The organism is Elizabethkingia argenteiflava, from assembly GCF_009904105.1.
Lineage (GTDB): Bacteria > Bacteroidota > Bacteroidia > Flavobacteriales > Weeksellaceae > Elizabethkingia > Elizabethkingia argenteiflava.
Genome location: NZ_JAAABJ010000637.1, coordinates 22,654 through 40,955 on the forward strand (window position 1 = coordinate 22,654; position 18,302 = coordinate 40,955).

General features: G+C 36.3%; 15 protein-coding genes. 8 read left to right on the forward strand and 7 right to left on the reverse strand.

The window, feature by feature from the left end:
* Positions 1-5: 5 nt before the first annotated feature.
* Positions 6-1,625, reverse strand: a complete 1,620-nt coding sequence (locus tag GNY06_RS11495) for a CTP synthase (protein ID WP_166520196.1) — start codon at positions 1,623-1,625, stop codon at positions 6-8.
* A gap of 216 nt (positions 1,626-1,841) precedes the next feature.
* Here GNY06_RS11495 and radA point away from each other — a divergent pair, with 216 nt between their 5' ends.
* Together radA and GNY06_RS11505 are read left to right on the forward strand one after the other, a co-directional pair.
* Entirely contained in the window at positions 1,842-3,188 is a 1,347-nt protein-coding gene (gene radA, locus GNY06_RS11500) for a DNA repair protein RadA (RefSeq protein WP_166520197.1), read from the forward strand.
* A 39-nt stretch (positions 3,189-3,227) separates the two neighbouring features.
* Complete coding sequence (locus GNY06_RS11505) at positions 3,228-3,809, forward strand: acyl carrier protein phosphodiesterase (RefSeq protein WP_166520198.1); 582 nt, start codon at positions 3,228-3,230, stop codon at positions 3,807-3,809.
* A 6-nt stretch (positions 3,810-3,815) separates the two neighbouring features.
* Here GNY06_RS11505 and GNY06_RS11510 read toward each other — a convergent pair whose 3' ends face one another.
* Together GNY06_RS11510 and GNY06_RS11515 are read right to left on the reverse strand one after the other, a co-directional pair.
* On the reverse strand, positions 3,816-4,517 hold the full coding sequence (locus tag GNY06_RS11510; RefSeq protein WP_166520199.1) for a LytR/AlgR family response regulator transcription factor: 702 nt from the start codon (positions 4,515-4,517) through the stop codon (positions 3,816-3,818).
* Complete coding sequence (locus GNY06_RS11515) at positions 4,510-5,625, reverse strand: sensor histidine kinase (protein WP_244614426.1); 1,116 nt, start codon at positions 5,623-5,625, stop codon at positions 4,510-4,512. The genes GNY06_RS11510 and GNY06_RS11515 overlap by 8 nt, the downstream gene beginning before the upstream one ends.
* A 147-nt stretch (positions 5,626-5,772) precedes the next feature.
* Between GNY06_RS11515 and GNY06_RS11520 the strand changes: the two genes are divergently transcribed.
* The 5 genes from GNY06_RS11520 to ribB all read left to right on the forward strand — a co-directional run bounded on the left by GNY06_RS11520 (position 5,773) and on the right by ribB (position 11,540).
* Positions 5,773-6,477, forward strand: a complete 705-nt coding sequence (locus GNY06_RS11520; protein WP_166520200.1) for a DUF2490 domain-containing protein — start codon at positions 5,773-5,775, stop codon at positions 6,475-6,477.
* Positions 6,478-6,487: 10 nt separating this feature from the next.
* Complete coding sequence (locus GNY06_RS11525) at positions 6,488-7,774, forward strand: CitMHS family transporter (RefSeq protein ID WP_166520201.1); 1,287 nt, start codon at positions 6,488-6,490, stop codon at positions 7,772-7,774.
* 306 nt (positions 7,775-8,080) lie between these two features.
* Positions 8,081-8,359: a co-chaperone GroES gene (locus GNY06_RS11530; protein ID WP_166520202.1), complete on the forward strand. Its 279-nt coding sequence runs from the start codon at positions 8,081-8,083 to the stop codon at positions 8,357-8,359.
* Between the two features lie 113 nt (positions 8,360-8,472).
* Positions 8,473-10,104 carry a chaperonin GroEL gene (gene groL, locus GNY06_RS11535; RefSeq protein ID WP_166520203.1) on the forward strand — a complete coding sequence of 544 codons (1,632 nt, stop codon included), beginning with the start codon at positions 8,473-8,475 and terminating at the stop codon, positions 10,102-10,104.
* Positions 10,105-10,412: 308 nt separating this feature from the next.
* Complete coding sequence (ribB, locus tag GNY06_RS11540; protein WP_166520204.1) at positions 10,413-11,540, forward strand: 3,4-dihydroxy-2-butanone-4-phosphate synthase; 1,128 nt, start codon at positions 10,413-10,415, stop codon at positions 11,538-11,540.
* A gap of 28 nt (positions 11,541-11,568) precedes the next feature.
* Here the strand turns inward: ribB and fmt are convergent, their stop codons facing one another.
* The 4 genes from fmt to folK all read right to left on the reverse strand — a co-directional run bounded on the left by fmt (position 11,569) and on the right by folK (position 16,482).
* Positions 11,569-12,522, reverse strand: a complete 954-nt coding sequence (gene fmt / locus GNY06_RS11545; RefSeq protein WP_166520205.1) for a methionyl-tRNA formyltransferase — start codon at positions 12,520-12,522, stop codon at positions 11,569-11,571.
* Positions 12,523-14,424, reverse strand: a complete 1,902-nt coding sequence (locus GNY06_RS11550) for a RecQ family ATP-dependent DNA helicase (protein ID WP_166520206.1) — start codon at positions 14,422-14,424, stop codon at positions 12,523-12,525.
* Positions 14,425-14,509: 85 nt separating this feature from the next.
* Entirely contained in the window at positions 14,510-15,967 is a 1,458-nt protein-coding gene (locus GNY06_RS11555) for an OmpA family protein (RefSeq protein WP_166520220.1), read from the reverse strand.
* Positions 15,968-16,044: 77 nt separating this feature from the next.
* Positions 16,045-16,482, reverse strand: coding sequence for a 2-amino-4-hydroxy-6-hydroxymethyldihydropteridine diphosphokinase (gene folK / locus GNY06_RS11560; protein ID WP_166520207.1), 438 nt, complete (start codon positions 16,480-16,482; stop codon positions 16,045-16,047).
* 35 nt (positions 16,483-16,517) lie between these two features.
* Between folK and sppA the strand changes: the two genes are divergently transcribed.
* Positions 16,518-18,275 (forward strand): signal peptide peptidase SppA, encoded by a 1,758-nt coding sequence (gene sppA / locus GNY06_RS11565; protein WP_166520208.1) that lies wholly within the window; start codon positions 16,518-16,520, stop codon positions 18,273-18,275.
* The last annotated feature ends 27 nt before the right edge of the window (positions 18,276-18,302 follow it).

Consider the following 18,302-nt stretch of genomic DNA (forward strand, 5'->3'; position numbering starts at 1 on the left):
AGTAATTATTTTTTTGTTTGAAATTTTACAGCAGCGTCTATAAACGCTTTAAACAATGGATGCGGATTCGCTACTGTACTTTTATATTCCGGGTGATACTGTACCCCCACATAAAACGGATGATTTTGTAATTCTAAAGCTTCCACTAAGCCTGTATCGGGATTTTTACCTGATGGAATAAATTCATTACCCTCAAAATCAGCAATAAAATCACTATTAAACTCATATCTATGACGGTGTCTTTCGGATATATTTTGGTTGTTGTAAATATCAAAAAGTTTTGTTCCTGGCTCTAATACACACTTCCATGCTCCTAAGCGCATCGTCCCCCCTTTATCAATAACATTTTTTTGCTCTTCCATAATATTGATAACCGGATAAGGTGAATGGGTATCAAACTCGGTACTATGCGCCTTGTTTAGACCGAGCACATTTCTGGCAAATTCAATAGTCATAATCTGCATTCCTAAACAAATTCCCAATACCGGAATTTTATGCTCCCGAGCATATTGAGCCGCTTGTATTTTGCCTTCAATCCCTCTATCCCCAAAGCCTGGTGCAATTAACATTCCATCGACTCCAGCCAATAGCGATGCCATATCTCCATTCTCTAGATCACCACTGTAAATCCATCTCACTTTAACATCGGTATGAGAGGCTGCTCCTGCATGAATAAAAGCTTCTGCAATAGATTTATAGGAGTCCTGTAAACTTACATACTTCCCCACTAGTGCAATTTCTACATGCTTTTTAGGATTTTTATATTTTTTAAGAAAATCTTTCCAGTCTTTTAAGTCTGGTGCCTGTTCTATGGGCAAAGCCAATTCACGGAGCACCACCTCATCAAAATTCTGTTTATGTAATTCTAAAGGAACTTCATAGATAGTTGGAAGATCCATACACTCAATCACATTTGCCTGATTAACATTACAGAATTGTGCTAATTTAGCCCGCTGATCTTTCGGAATTTTGTGTTCAGTTCTACATACCAAAACATTGGCCTGTACTCCGTATTCCATGAGCTGACGTACGGAATGCTGGGAGGGTTTAGTTTTCAACTCTCCGCTTGAAGCAAGATAAGGAAGAAGGGTTAGATGAATAACCATAGAATTGTTTTCTCCCAATTCCCACCGAAGTTGACGTACACTTTCTATATAAGGTAGAGACTCTATATCCCCCACTGTTCCACCGATTTCAGTGATAATAATGTCGTAATTTTCTTTGGCAAGAATCTTAATTCTACGCTTAATTTCATTTGTAATATGAGGAATTACCTGCACTGTTTTCCCAAGAAAATCACCTTTCCTTTCCTTATCGATAACGGTCTGGTAAATTCTCCCTGTAGTCACATTATTATTCTGACTGGTGGCTGAATTAAGGAAACGTTCATAGTGGCCTAAGTCCAAGTCGGTTTCAGCCCCATCCTCTGTGACATAACATTCACCATGTTCATATGGATTTAAGGTTCCTGGATCTATATTAATATAAGGATCGAGTTTTTGGATCGTTACGTTATAACCTCTGGATTTCAACAACATACCAAGGGATGAAGAAACTATCCCTTTCCCCAAAGAAGACGTTACACCGCCGGTCACGAAGATGTATTTTGTAGCTTTTTTACTCATTAGATTAGGTTTGCGCAAAGTTAAAGGTTCTCATTCAATTAGGCAACGTGAAATAAAATAAGTTTAAACTGCTATTTTACAGCTATTTAATACCCAAACACCGTTTTCTCTATTCATCAGCAAATTCTCAAATCATACCTAAAATCAAAGTTTTTATTAAGAAACTAGAAATGAAATTGTAATTTGCAGTGTTATTCAAAGTTCTTAGCGATAAAGATGGCAAAAGTTAAAACAGCATATTACTGCCAGCACTGTGGGAGCCAATACCCTCAATGGCATGGACAATGCAAAAATTGTGGAGAGTGGAATACTTTGGTGGAAGAGATTATAGAAAAATCGAACTCAAGAAATTATTCTGGCGAAAAGAAGCAGCATATCATTAATATCATAGAGGTGAACGCGCAAGAGGAAGCTCGTATCTCCACACCCAGTGAGGAGCTGAATCGAGTTTTAGGCGGCGGTATAGTTTTAGGGTCTGTAACATTGATCGGCGGAGAACCCGGTATTGGGAAATCGACCTTACTACTCCAGCTGGCCTTAAAAATGCGTAAGCGCATCTTATACGTTTCTGGAGAGGAAAGCGCTTCTCAAATTAAGATGCGTGCCGACCGGCTTACGGATTTACAAAATCCAGAGTGTTTTCTATTTACCGAAACGGCTGTAGAAAAAATCTTACACGAAGCGAGAAAGCTCGAACCTCAGTTTATGATTCTCGATTCTATACAAACTTTACATACACAACTCATCGAAAGTTCTCCAGGGACAGTTTCCCAAATTAGGGAATGTTCGGCTGAGCTGATTAAATTTGCCAAAGAAACTAATACGCCCGTATTTTTAGTAGGCCATATCACTAAAGATGGACAGATTGCCGGTCCCAAAATTTTGGAACACATGGTGGATGTCGTGCTCAACTTTGATGGCGATCGCAATCATCTTTTCCGTTTGCTAAGGGCTAATAAAAATCGGTTTGGATCCACTTCTGAAATCGGTATTTATGAAATGGTTTCTCAAGGCTTAAAAGAAATCAAAAACCCTTCGGAAATTTTGATTACCAAGAAATTTGAAGAGCTTTCTGGAAATACTGTAGCCGTAACATTGGAAGGTAACCGCCCCATGTTATTGGAAATCCAAGCACTGGTAAGTTCAGCAGTATATGGTACCCCCCAGCGGAGCTGCACAGGCTTTGATGCCAAAAGACTCAATATGCTTCTTGCTGTTCTTGAGAAAAGGGCGGGTTTTCAACTGGGAGCAAAAGATGTTTTTCTCAACATTACAGGGGGAATTAAGACTGATGATCCAGCACTAGATTTAGCAGTGGTCGCTTCCATATTGTCGTCAAATGAAGATACTGCCGTCTCTGAAAAATACTGTTTTACTGGGGAAATAGGCCTCAGCGGAGAAATTCGCCCCGTACCACAAATTGAGCATAGAATTTCCGAGGCTGAAAAACTAGGATATGATAAAATTTTTGTTTCCAATCTTAACAAAATACCCAAACGAAAATTTGCTATCCAAATTGAAGAAGTAAGCAAGATTGAAGACTTCCATGAAAGACTTTTTTAATTTTTCGAAAAATAATTATTACAATAAAGCCTAAAAGACGTGAATCACCTGGCCCATTCCTATTTATCTTTTACCGATGAACAAATCGTGGGCAATATGATTGCAGATTACATTAAAAATGCTGATCGTAAAAAACTGCCCTTCTCTATACAACAAGGAATTAATATACACCACCGAATTGATAGCTTCACCGATCAACACCCTATTATTCATCGAGCTAAAAAAGTTTTCCAGCCTTTGGTACGTCTTTATGCTGGTGTTTTTGTAGATGTAATTATGGATTATTATCTCGCCAATGACGCACATATATACAAAGAAGAAGATTGGAAAAAGCACTGCCTATATGTGTATACTACATTATGGAAGTACGAAAATTATTTACCTGATAGCTTCCGACAATTATTACCCAAAATGGAAACTGATGACTGGCTTTTCAATAGTCGCTATGAATGGGCTATAAAACACAGCTTACAGCACCTTCTTAATAGAGCCCAATATCTTGAAAAAGATCTCCCTGTATTTACGGTATTCTTAAAATATAAAAAGTTCTTACAAGAATGTTATGCGGCTTTCTTTCCGGAACTTAAAGCATATGCTGAATCAATCTTATATTTAAAGTAAGCCCTTTTATTTATTGAGATTTTCTTTTAAAGAGGCTTTATAAGTCCTCCCGAATGGAAGGCTATCCCCCGTGATTAGATAAATATGAGAAGCATCATACGATTTAATATGAGATAAAAGTACAATATAGGACTTATGAATTCTAATAAATCCCAGATGACGAAATTTTTCTTCAAAATGAGAAAGTCTCTCCAAAGCCATATATTTTTTAATAGGGGTAACCAAAATAATATATTCACTACAACCCTGTATCCATAAAATATCCTTGAGAAAAATTTTATTTATGACATTATTGGACTTAAACATAATAAAATTATCCTCTTCTTTGGATGAATCTAGATTTCGAATTTGTAAAAATTTCCTAGCTTTATCAATCGCTCTATTAAAAGATTCAAAACTTACAGGTTTCACAAGATAATGTACCACATCCAATTCGAAAGCTTGTACTGCATACTGTGGTTCCAAGGTAAGAAATATACAAAGTGGGCGATAGGACAGTTTCTGAAGCAGTTGAATACCACTCATATTAGGCATGTTGATGTCCAGAACCAAGAGGTCTACCTTATGTTCTTTAAGATATCGCAAAGCCTTTTGAGCGTTCTGAAAGGATTCCATCAGTTCGACATTGGCGATCTGACTACAATACCGGTTAATGAGTTGCAATGCAGGATATTCGTCATCTACATTTACAATGCTTAATTTAGCCATCAATATTAATCTTTAATAGCGTTTTATAATTATTATTATATACCGATCCGGAGAAGAAATAAAAATTTCTGTAATAATATTTCTCTAGAACCTTAATTATCATACTATTCCCTAGTCCCTTATAGCCTACATCAATCGCCTTTTCCTTGTCCTCAGCAACCGAATTTATAATGCCAAAAAGCAAGGCTCCATTTTCGACTCTACACTTTAATTTTATATAACTACCGGATTCTGAACCTATAGCAGAGTGTTTCAATGCATTTTCAAATAGGGTAAGCAATATGGTAGGAGGAACTTCAATTATATTGAACACCTCTGCATCATCCATATCAAAGGCAATATCTAATTTATTCTTATATCTTAGCTGATAAAGCTCTTTAAGAGCATAAATACCCCGTAATTCCTGAGCTACACTTACCTTTTCTTTTCCACTTTCGTAGAGTACATATTGCAAAAGTTTGCTGAGTTGCAAAATAGAGTCAGAACCATTTTCTGAAGAGCTAAAAAAACTATCAGCATAAATATTATTAAGTGTGTTCAATAAGAAGTGGGGGCTTATCCTCGATTTTAATAAGTTTAAACTCAGTTGATCCTGTTTTCGTCCCAAATCAATCATATCTTGTTCTATCAAAAATTTATTTTTTGTAATCCCTAAAAACGACGCCATAAGGATAACAATACTTTGAACGAGATAGATATTGTAAAGAAAAATCACATAATCATCTTTATAGGTGAAATTAAAATTAAAAGTAACGGGTTCTAAAACAGCACGACTTAAACTAGAGACTAAGAAGCAGATTAATGCATACAATATAAATTGTGGATATTTTCTTAATGAATAGAAAAAAGGCACTAAATAATAATAAACGAGCGCATATACTCCCATATTAAGAATAACGTTCAAGACAATACTCTTTATAAGACTCATATTATCCAAAAGATGCCGCTGACTGAAAAATATAATTAAAATAAAAGCAAAGAAAAATACAAAGTGTTGAAATTTGAGAAAAAACGTCCAATGATATTCCATAAAAACTCTCAATACTTTAGGTACAAACAGACCTATTATAATCAAGAGTAAAACAATAACGTTCACGATTAAAAACATCTTATGTATTTTGTATTAGATAAAAATAAAGATAATATCTTTTTGATTGCAAAACGTAGTTCACTGATAAAAATTGTCATTGACTGAAAAAATAGACCTTCATATCCTCTAATTCCTATATTTGGAAAAAAACTATCCTCCCCTTACATGAAAAAAAATCTGAGATTAATACTCATTATCTTGGGAATATTTTATTCTATTGTTTCAAAAGGACAAAGCAGAGATAACTACAACATGTGGTTCCAATATTTATTAGCTGCCAAGGTGTCTGATAAGAGTACCCTAACTGCTCTAAGTCAATATCGTTCTTTTGACTTGGCTTATGATACCAGGCTTTTTCTGATTAATTCGTACCTTGATTATAAAGTGAGTGAAAATCTAAAACCTGGTATAGGAGCTATGTTTCTTATTTTAAAATCGTATAAACCTGATGATACCAAAAAGGTTCGCTATGAAAAAAGACCTTTTCAACAACTCACTATAGATCAGTCACTAGGAAAAATATCTCTATCCAATCGCCTTCGTATAGAAGAGCGCTTCCTGAACAACCCAGATGATTTTATAGTCAGAATGCGCTACCTGATTTCTATAAAAATTCCTTTCAATATAAAAGATACAAAAGATAAATTTTATGGGATTTTCAAAAATGAAATTAGAATGAATATTGTAAAAGATCAACCCTTCGATAGTAACCGCATCACTGCTGGTATAGGGATAAAAACTGGAAAAAACTCAGCCTTAGAAGTGGCATTTATTAATCAATTAGAAATCAAGAAAACGAGCAATTATGGTTATATAGGCTTTAGAAATAATTTTGACTGGAGAAAAAAAGAAACACAAAACCACCCTTAAATTTATAAGTATGCTTACAACTATTGGATTTCTGATGATTTTAATTTTCATGGTGCTGATCATGACAAAAAAAATGACTCCCCTAAACGCATTGGTGCTTATCCCTATTATAATTGCACTAATCACTGGATTAGGCCCTAACATTGGAAAAATGATGAAGCACGGCGTAATCGAAATTGCTCTCACCGGCATCATGCTTATTTTCGCCATTCTTTACTTCAGCCTAATGATAGATACGGGTCTTTTTGATCCATTGGTCAATCTAATCATTAAAATCGTTGGGGATAATCCTGTAAAGACAACCCTAGGAACGGCTTTATTAACAAGCCTCGTTTCTTTAGATGGCGATGGCTCCTCCACTTATCTTATTGTTGTAGCCGCTATGCTTCCCCTTTATAAAAAACAAGGAATGAACCCCTTAATTCTCACCTGTATTATTATGTTAGCAGGGGGTATTATGAATATTCTGCCCTGGGGCGGCCCCACTGCAAGGGTCATGAGTTCTCTAAAAATGGGACATACCGAAATTTTTGTCCCTATGCTCCCCTTAATGCTAATAGGCCTTATCTGGGTATTTATTGTAGCCTATATTCTGGGGGTTAAAGAAAAAAAAAGAATACTGAAACATGGGAAATACAATAGATATAGTACACAAGATATTTCTGGAGAAAAAGATACCAGCCTACTACGACCTAAGCTCATTATCGTAAACCTTTTGCTTACATTAGGGCTTATGACCGTGATGATTCTGGATATTATCCCCCTGGGTATCGCTTTTATGATCGCTTTTTGTCTCGCTAGTGTTATTAATTACCCCAAAACGTCGGATCAATCTAAAATTATATCAAAACATGCAGGCAATGCTCTGGCGGTAGGAGGAATGATTTTCGGAGCCGGAATTTTTACGGGTATACTCAATGAAACCGGCATTATGCAAGCGATGGGAAACACTATTATCGATATCATTCCGAAAAGCTTGGATAGTTATTTAAGTATTATTACAGCCGTATGTAGTGTTCCTCTAACCTTTTTCCTGACTAATGATGCTTATTACTTCGGGATATTACCTATTCTTACAGCTACTGGACATCATTTGGGTATCCCCCCTGAGATATTAGGTAGAGCCAGCCTTGTGGGCCAAGCCTCTCACCTTCTTAGTCCTTTAGTTCCCTCCACCTATTTACTCGTATCTCTTGCAGGCGTTGATTTTGGAGATCATTTAAAATTCACCTTAAAGTGGGCGATAGGATCTTCTGTAGTTATGCTCTTAGCTGCCATTATAATTGGAATTATATAAGTGTAAACTTGGTTATCATAAATCAGTTTCCTTCAAATCATTGCCTTCTGACACTTTAAAAACAATACATAATATTGCAGCTATAAGCTTATCACAAGCTGGCAAGTTCTTTATAAAAAATATTTCGTTAGCCCCCAATAATTAAAAAAGGCAGAAAACGATTTGTTTTTAGTGTCAAAAAATCATTGCGCTATCTAAAACCTGCCAAAATTTCACCTCAAAATATCAAATTTAGAGCCCGCTCTTAGTTGGCACATTGTTGGTGAGGATTGAAGCAGATAAAAACAAAAAAAATATAATACAATTATGTCAGTAAACTTTAAACCACTAGCAGATAGAGTTCTAGTAGAACCAACAGCTGCAGAGACTAAAACAGCTTCAGGTATTATTATTCCAGACACCGCTAAAGAAAAACCTCAGGAAGGAACTGTAATTGCAGTAGGTGCTGGTAAAAAAGACGAGCCCACCACCGTTAAAGTAGGTGAAAAAGTTTTGTATGGAAAATATTCAGGTTCCGAATTAAGATTAGACGGAAAAGATTACTTGATTCTAAGGGAATCCGACTTATTGGGAATAATAGAATAAACCTACAATCAACATAAGTCCCAAAGACTAATTGGATTAAAATTAAAGAAATAAACAAATTAGACGTCTTTAGAAGAGCGTCTATCTATTTAGAAACATTTTAATAAAAAAAAATGGCAAAAGAAATTAAATTCGATATCGAGTCTAGAGATGCACTAAAAAGAGGTGTGGATGCCCTAGCAAATGCGGTGAAGGTAACTTTAGGACCTAAAGGAAGAAACGTAGTCATCGAAAAATCTTTCGGAGCTCCTCATATTACAAAAGATGGAGTTTCTGTTGCAAAGGAAATAGAACTTGAAGACAGAGTAGAAAATATGGGAGCACAAATGGTAAAAGAAGTGGCTTCCAAAACAAATGATATTGCAGGAGATGGTACTACTACCGCTACTGTTTTAGCACAGGCTATCGTAAGAGAAGGTTTAAAAAATGTAGCTGCAGGTGCTAACCCAATGGACTTAAAAAGAGGTATTGACAAAGCTGTATCCAGCGTCGTAGACAACCTGAAATCACAATCTCAGGAAGTGGGTGATTCTTCAGAAAAAATCCAACAAGTAGCTTCTATTTCTGCCAATAATGATGAAACCATCGGAGCACTTATCGCTGAAGCTTTTGGTAAGGTAGGTAAAGAAGGTGTAATTACCGTAGAAGAGGCTAAGGGTACTGATACTACTGTAGATGTGGTAGAAGGAATGCAATTCGACAGAGGTTACCAATCCCCTTATTTTGTAACCAATCCTGAAAAAATGGTTACTGAATTAGAAAATCCTTATATCTTATTGGTAGAGAAAAAGATCTCTTCCATGAAAGAGTTATTACCTGTTTTAGAACCGGTTGCACAAGGTGGCAAGTCTTTATTGATTATTTCTGAAGAAGTAGAAGGTGAAGCTTTAGCTACTTTAGTGGTGAATAAATTAAGAGGTTCTCTTAAAATAGCAGCTGTAAAAGCTCCTGGTTTTGGAGATAGAAGAAAAGCAATGTTAGAAGATATCGCTATCCTTACAGGAGGACAGGTAATTTCTGAAGAACAAGGTTTCACGATGGATAACATTACATTGGATATGTTGGGTACTGCTGAGAAAGTTTCTATCGATAAAGATAACACAACCATTGTAAACGGAGGTGGCCAGGAAGATAAAATCAAAGGAAGAGTCAACCAGATTAAAGCGCAGATGGAGACGACCACTTCTGACTATGATAGAGAAAAACTACAAGAAAGATTGGCTAAATTAGCTGGTGGAGTTGCTGTTCTTTATGTAGGTGCCGCATCTGAAGTCGAAATGAAAGAGAAAAAAGACAGAGTAGACGATGCACTACATGCTACAAGAGCCGCTGTTGAAGAAGGTATCGTAGCAGGTGGAGGTGTGGCCTTAGTAAGAGCGATCAGTTCATTAAGCGATCTTTCTGGTATTAATGCCGACGAGACAACTGGTATTAAAATCGTAAAAAGAGCTATTGAAGAGCCTTTGAGACAAATCGTCGCCAATGCTGGAGGTGAAGGCTCTGTTATCGTTGCTAAAGTTGCTGAAGGAGAAAATGATTTTGGGTACAATGCTAAAACCGACGAATATGTAAATATGTTGGAAGCAGGTATTATTGACCCTACTAAAGTAACCAGAGTAGCACTTGAAAATGCAGCTTCTGTTGCTGGAATGCTTTTGACTACCGAATGTGTTATCACAGAAGTAAAAAAAGATGAACCTGCTGCTATGCCTCCAATGGGTGGTGGAATGCCTGGTATGATGTAATATTATAAAATGTAATTCCTATAATATTAGACCGCTCTAGAACAATCTAGAGCGGTTTTTTTTATTATTGAAGGAAAAAAACTCGCCCTCACAAATCTAAACATTACATCAAGATCGGCTAATATATTGCTTAAGCATGCTATAAATTCAGAATATCCTTATCTTATGAAGGTCATTTCTTATAAAATCAACCCCATATTTGATGATTCAAAATGTTCAAGCCAATAAAAAACCACTCCCTTTAATGAAATTAAGATTGTGGGTTAATCGAGGAATAATTAAATTTGAGAAAAAATTTTACATAAAAAATGGAGAAAATCCAACTCAATAGTATACCTGAAGCTGTGGAACATCTACGACAAGGTAAAATGATCGTAGTAGTAGATGATGAAGACCGCGAAAATGAAGGAGACCTAATCGGCGCAGCAGATTTGGTGACCCCAGAAATGATTAACTTTATGACCATCAATGCCCGTGGTTTAATCTGTGTTCCTCTTCCAGAGACAAGATGTGATGAATTAGGTTTAGATATTATGGTGAGCCGTAGTAGCGATCCTAAAGAAACCGCATTTACGGTTTCTATAGACCTCTTAGGACATGGCAACTCTACTGGAATTTCTGCAGCCGATCGCGCACGCACCATTAAAGCAATGATGGATCCAAAGACCCGCCCTTCGGACTTCATGCGCCCTGGGCATATCTTCCCTCTTCGAGCAAAAGAAGGAGGAGTGCTCAAACGTGCAGGGCATACTGAAGCCGCGATAGATCTTACACGACTTGCTGGCTTAACAGAGGGAGGGGTAATCTGTGAAATTATGAATGAAGATGGCAGTATGGCCCGATTACCAGATCTCAAGAAATTTACAGAAAAACACAATCTAAAAATCGTTTCTATTGAAGATCTTATTCAATACAGAATGAAGCAAGGAGATCTGGTAGAAAGACTTGAAGAAGCTCCTATAAAAACCCATTTTGGTGATTTTAATTTCTACACCTATAAAGAAAGGCATACGGATCAAATCCACTATGTAATGACAAAGGGGAAATGGGCGGATAAAGAGCCTGTACTCATCCGTGTACAATCGAGCAGCGCTTATTTTGATGTATTTAACCGCTTACTCAATGGAGAAAAGCCACTAATGGAGAAAGCTATTCAAATGATCAACGAAGAAGGCAAGGGAGCGATTGTCTTTATAAATAACGTTTCGGATACTGAAAAAACAATAGGTAAGCTTCAGCAATTCTTATCTTATCAAGCCGGTAAGCAAGACCAACCGCGGGCACGCGCAAATTATAAAGATTATGGAATAGGCATCCAAATTTTAAAAGACTTGGGAATTAACAACCTGAAAGTCCTTACGCAAAGCCCTGACCAACGGCCGATTGTTAGTGGCTACGATGTAAAAGTAAGCGAAATTGTAGAACTAAGTGTATAATTGAATACACCATACAAAAACAGCTGTCTTAAGACAGCTGTTTTTGTATGCATTCAAGACTTTGAAATCCATTTAGAAAATCTTTTAATGACATTTTTTTCTTTCCTTCTAATTGTAATTCCTGAGGCAAATATACACCATCCCTTGTATAAATCTCAAAATGGTTTTTATCTATGCTGATTTCCCCCGCTCGTTGGCTATGCTTTCTATGTTCAAAGCTGCCTTTAAATATTTTTAAAGTTTTTATCTGACTAGAAATTTCAATATTTGTAAAAGCGGCCGGATAAGGAGAGAGACCTCTGATAAAATTATAGACCGTCTCAACATCCTGGTCCCAATTAATTCTGGTATCCTTTTTAAATATTTTATAAGCCGTTTTAAAATCTGCAGAATGGGATTGCGGTTTTTCTTGAATACTCCCCTCTGCTAAACCATCCAGAGTCTTCACTACTACTTGTGCTCCCATTTGCATTAGACGATCGTGAAGCTGCCCTGCATCTTCATCTGGATGTATTGTCGTTTCTGCTTGTAATAAAACATGGCCTTCATCCATTTTCTCATTAATAAAAAAACTAGTAACACCTGTTCTCTTTTCTCCATTCATCACCGCATAGTTAATAGGTGCAGCCCCCCGGTAATTCGGGAGCAAAGAAGCATGCAGATTAAAAGTTCCGAAGCGTGGCATCGTAAACAATACTTTAGGCATCATTCTGAATGCAACGACTACAAAAATATCTGCTTCCAATTCTCCCATAACCTCAAGAAAACCGGCGTCTCGAAGCTTTTCAGGCTGAAACACTGGAATCCCATGCTCCACCGCATACATTTTTACGGGTGATGCTGTGATTTTTTGGCCCCTCCCCGCTGCTTTATCTGCTACCGTAACGACGCCTACCACCTCGTGTTTGCTTTGATGAATGGCCTCTAAAGAGGCCTTTGCGAACTCGGGTGTTCCAAAAAAAACAACTTTCAGTTTATTCATTTATAAAGTATAAGTTTGGTAATTTAACATTCTAATTTGATTTTTGTCCAGTAAAGATTTTAGCTGTTCTAATAGCTCAGCTTTGGGGTAAAGCTTTAAATAAATTGTCAATTCATCCAAGTTCATGGGCCGTCTCATCAGAGCTTCAAAAATGATTTTTTTATATTCTTTATCACTTATTCTTCTATGATGAGCGAGACAATAGCTACATTTACCGCAATCTCTCGTATGCTTTTCTCCAAAATAAGCGAGTATAAGCCGCATTTTACAATGAGAAGAATCCTGAATAAAAAATTTCATTTCTTCCCATTTTTGTATTTTATTTTTCTGAATACTAGAAAAAAGCTTCCAATACTTGGTATGTAAATCTCTATCGTTTCTCGGAAGCAAAAATTTTATTCCTGCAGCGTTACCATCAAAATAATCGACAAATCCCTTCTGGTGGAGTTCTCTTAAACGCATACGTATAATAGACTCTTCAAGATTCATTTTTTCCACTAGCCTCTTTTCGCGAAAATAAGTCCTATGAGTAGCTATTCCATCCAACGCACGCGATAATTTTTCAATAAAGAAGCTATCATTTTTACCCAAGCCTTCAAACTCGGAAATATCAAATTTTAATTCCAGTGATGATAGTCCTTTGGATTCTTTTAAATAAATAATCTCCTGATTATGAAGAAAACGCAGAACCGATACTATTTTTAGCCTCGAAACTTTAGTCAGAGTTTGTATTTTTGAAGTCTGCATTTCAAAAAAACCTTCGGGTTGCTCATGCTCGGCAACCTGACAAAAAGAATATGCATACGAGCATACTTTCTGATAATCTATTTTACTCGCTAACTGACTTTTGAACAAATCATCCATCTGTGCCAGTTCATTTTTATTCCATAGCAATATCGTTTCAGCCTCCTGACCATTTCGTCCTGCCCTCCCAATTTCCTGATAATAGTTTTCAATAGAAGGAGAAGGAGACTGGTGTATTACAAATCCCACATTATCCTTATCTATTCCCATTCCAAAAGCATTGGTAGAAACTAGGGTATAGTTGTTAGTGTTAAGCCAATAGTTTTGGCGTATCTGCTTTTCTTGAATCGACAGACCCGCATGATAAAAATCTACCCGGTCTATTCCACTAATTTTAAGCCAATTACTTAAATGCTCTGCTTCTTTTCTGGTCCTCACATAGATCAGCCCAGATTTTTCATTGCTCCTTAAATAATATAAAATATGATTATACTTATCGGCTAGCTCTCTGAAATGAATATAAAGATTTTCTCGCCTATAAGATTTTTTATAAATCTTAAGATTTCTGAGTTCGAGCTTTTGTTGAATTTCCTCTATAACCCTAACTGAAGCAGTGGCTGTCAATGCAAGACAAGGAAGGTGAGGATATTCTTTTCTAAATTTTCTTATATTCTGGTAACTGGGCCGGAAATCACTCCCCCATTCGGAGATGCAATGGGCCTCATCTACAGCAATTAAACCTAACCTTACTTCGCTTATATTTTCTAAAAAATCCCGGTTGGTGAGTCGCTCTGGGGATATATATATAATTTTATATTCTCCATTTCTCATATACTGATAGACCAAATCTTGCTGTTCCTCGTCCAACTCTGAACTTAAATACATCGCTGGAATTCCTCTTGCCTGAAGTCCATATACCTGTTCTTTCATTAGAGCCAAAAGCGGTGATATTACCAATACTAAACCCTCTAGAAAAAGCGCTGGCAACTGGTAACACAAAGACTTACCTCCACCTGTGGGCAACAAGGCTAAAGTATCGTTGGCAGATAGTACTGACTGAATGATGTCCTTCTGCTGATCTCTAAACTGATGATATCCCCAAAACTGTTTAAGGCTATCCTCCAACATATGCTCATCAAAAGGTGTATGATTAATCATCAAGTAAAATTAAATCTTTTTGGGGTCATTTAAAAATAAAAAAGGCGCGCTCTCGCACACCTTTTTTTATCAATAGAGCTTTATTTTATCTTTGCTGAAAATAAACTCTTCTGTTCGCTCTGTTTTTCCATTCAGGACATTTGCTGGCAGGATTACACTCTGGGTATTTAAGATCACTCTTACCCCTACCTATTGCATTAAGTTTAGATGCAGAAACACCATTACGAATTAAATAACTTTTTACATTATTCGCTCTTCTCTGAGACAAAACTTTATTGTATTGTGCTTTTCCTCTAGTATCAGTAGTTCCTACCACTGTATATCTAGTTCCTGTATTAGATGAATTAATATAGTTAACAGCACTATTTAAAATTTCTCTGTTGGAAGAAAGAATTCTATCAGAATTTAAGTCAAATTCTATACCTTCTAATTTTCTTGATACTTCTGTAGCAACTTGATTTTTACCGCTGCCATTACCCTGACCACCAAAATTACCACTACCATCTATAGGACAACCGTTATTGCTGGCAGGCCCCGGAACAGTTACACACTTATCGTAAAGGTCAATCACACCATCTAAGTCGGTATCTAAAGCTCTACCTGAACCATCTACTCTTGCTCCTGCAGGCGTATTCAACTCTCTATCCCAGTCATCACATACACCGTCGTTATCAGCATCTCCTTTTTTACATACTTGAATATCTTGATTTCTGCTTTCCGCGATATCCAATTTGTAATAAATTTCCTGTAATGGGTCATGCCAGAATAAATGAGACTGATGTTTTCCAATATTATAAGTGAGACCTAAAGTTCCGGTCATAACATCATTCTGATTAATTTTAGCAGGATTGATATAATCTCCTCTAGATCCATCAAACTGATCATCTCCAGAAATTAACCACATCAATCTACCTTCTAAGTCAATAGAGTTAGTCAATTTATATTTTAGACCTCCCCCCAGTTGAGCAAAAAATGAATTAAATTTAAACGGCTTTACTTCCTTGGTTAGACTTTGATTATACTTTTGACCAGGCTCTTGCAAATAGGATCTATAGGCCAAAGTACCAGCCCCCACGTAACCATGAAGCGCCCATCTGTAAGCGGAACGACTATCTACCCTTCTGAATAAATTAGAAAAATTCAAGTCTCCTAATAACGAAATCGCGTCATATTGGGTTCTACCACCTAAGCCAGGTACATGATCTTTAGTACTAACGTCCCCTTGTCTAGTTTCGCCTTTATCATATTGAAGTTTCAATCCAAAAGCATGGGTTAACGCCTTATCAATACTAAAATATCCCGTCCAACCTATTAATTTTTTATCTCGTATGGAATTTAAACTTCCTGTTTTCATGATTGCAGCTCCCCCCCCTGCAGAAACAGCCCAATCATTAAATCTCTTGGACTTACTAGCCGAAGAAGTAAGTGCATTTTGTACCCCTCCATCCGCTGCGGGTGTCACCGGGGCTGCTATGGAATCCTGCCCATACATGGCAGCTGGCAGTGCTAAGGCCAAGGCCACACTTGCCAAATTTAATTTCATAAATTTCATAATCTAGTATTTTAAGTTAATAAATGATCGTTTTGCAATACTCAATTAAATTATAAATTTAGTATTGTTTATTGTTTATTTTTTATAATTAAATTTAATTCATCCAATAATTCTCTCGAAAACTCCCTCTGCGTTAAATGTTTATCGTGGGGTATCGTTAATTTGTGTGAACAGAACTTAATATTACCAAAACACACAATATCTATATCGATTACCCTATCCTGATAACATCCTTTTACAAAAGAATCTTCAGTTCGCCCCATTCCATACTCAATTTTTTTAACAATATTTAACACCTTAATCGGTGAAAATTGGGTACTTATTAACACTGCAATATTACAAAAAATATTTTTACTAACAAATTCTATTGGATCGGTCATTATTTTTGAAGACTTTGCAATAATCGCTCCTAAATTATTATTAATCAACTCTATAGCAAAATCAATATTTTTTTCCGGAAAATTAATATTGCTTCCCAGTAACAAAATCACGTTATTTGACGACATATAAAAAAATAAAATCTATAGTTTATTAAAAGCCAATGAAAAATTTTATTAAAATGGTGATGGCCAATATTGTTGCCATCTCAATTCTAGGATTTAGCTGTATTGCAGGATTATTTTTTCTTATCCTTATCTCATCCCTCTCCAGCAAAGGTAGCATAAATATAAAAGATAACTCCATATTAACGCTCAACTTAAAAGATAATATTATTGAGGCTTCCTCGGAAGCTTCGCCTTCTATCTTCGATATAGGCGGGGATCGATCTACGAAGATATCCGAGATCCTCAACGCTATTCATGAGGCTAAACAAGATGAAAGAATCTCTGGTATCTCTATTGAATCGGATGATGTTTTAGGGGGAATTACGCAAATAGATGATATACGACAAGCTTTAGAAGATTTTAAAAAATCAGGGAAGTTTGTCTATTCATATGGTAATAATGTATCACAGAATGCTTATTACCTTTCCTCTATTGCCGATCAATACTACCTTCACCCTGCAGGTGGCATAGAATTAAAAGGCCTTGCTACAGAAGTCATCTTTGTTAAAGATTTATTGAATAAATATGGGATTGGAGTAGATGTAATTCGCCACGGCAAATATAAAGCTGCTGTAGAGCCCTATATCACGAATAAAATTTCGGAGGAAAATAGAGAACAGCTTTCCTCCTTACTTAATGATATATGGGGTAATATTTCAAAAAAAATAGAGGTTTCCCGAAAGTTAAATGATCGTGAGTTTAAAACCATAGTAGATAGCCTATATGGTATTATACCTGAATATGCTTTAAAAAATAAACTGGTAGATAAACTGATTCAGAAATCCGAGTATGACAATATTTTAAGAAATCGATTGAAATTGGGGAGCATTGATGACCTTAAAAAAATTTCCATTGGGAATTACGTAAAATATTTAAATAATAACACCCAACTTTCACCTTCTAAAAATAAAGTGGCTGTATTATACGCTGCTGGAGAAATATTCAACGGAAAGGGTTATAATGGAATTTATTCTGAAGATTTTATTCGTGAGATAAAAAAAATAGAGAAAGACGATAATATAAAAGCTGTGGTGCTGAGAATAAACTCTCCAGGAGGAAGTGCAAATGCCAGCGATGAAATTCTTTTCGAATTACAACAGTTAAAATCAAAAAAAGCCTTGGTGGTTTCTTTTGGAGATTACGCAGCTTCTGGAGGCTATTATATTGCTATGGCTGGTCAAAAAATATTTTCAGAGGCCAACACCCTCACCGGATCTATTGGAGTTTTTGGCCTCGCCATGAATTTCAAAGATCTTGCTCATAAAAATGGGCTTCGCTCCGATATCGTAGCTACCAATCCCAATGCTCAAATGTTTTCGCCTATTTCAGGATTGGGCCCCAATACTAAAAACATACTGCAAAAAAATGTAGAGCAAACCTATAAAAGGTTCGTCTATTTCGTTAGTCAAAATAGAAACAAAACATTTGAAAGTATAGATGCTATGGGAGGGGGGCGCGTTTGGTCCGGAACCCGAGCCAAAGAGATAGGGCTTGTCGATGAGATAGGTAGTTTACAAGATGCTATTCATTATGCTGCTAACTTGGCTAAAATATCAGATTACAATATTAAGACTTATCCGAAAGATAAGAGTAATCTCGAAAAGTTTTTTGACAACATGAATGAAGAGAATATAGCCGCTAATGCTATAAAAATTAAATTTGGTAAAGAAAGCTATCATTTATTCCAAAAAATTAACACCCTTAACCAACAAGGTCTCCAAATGGCACTCCCGTATATGATCAAAATACAATAAAAAAGTAGGGCAGAAATATATTTCTGC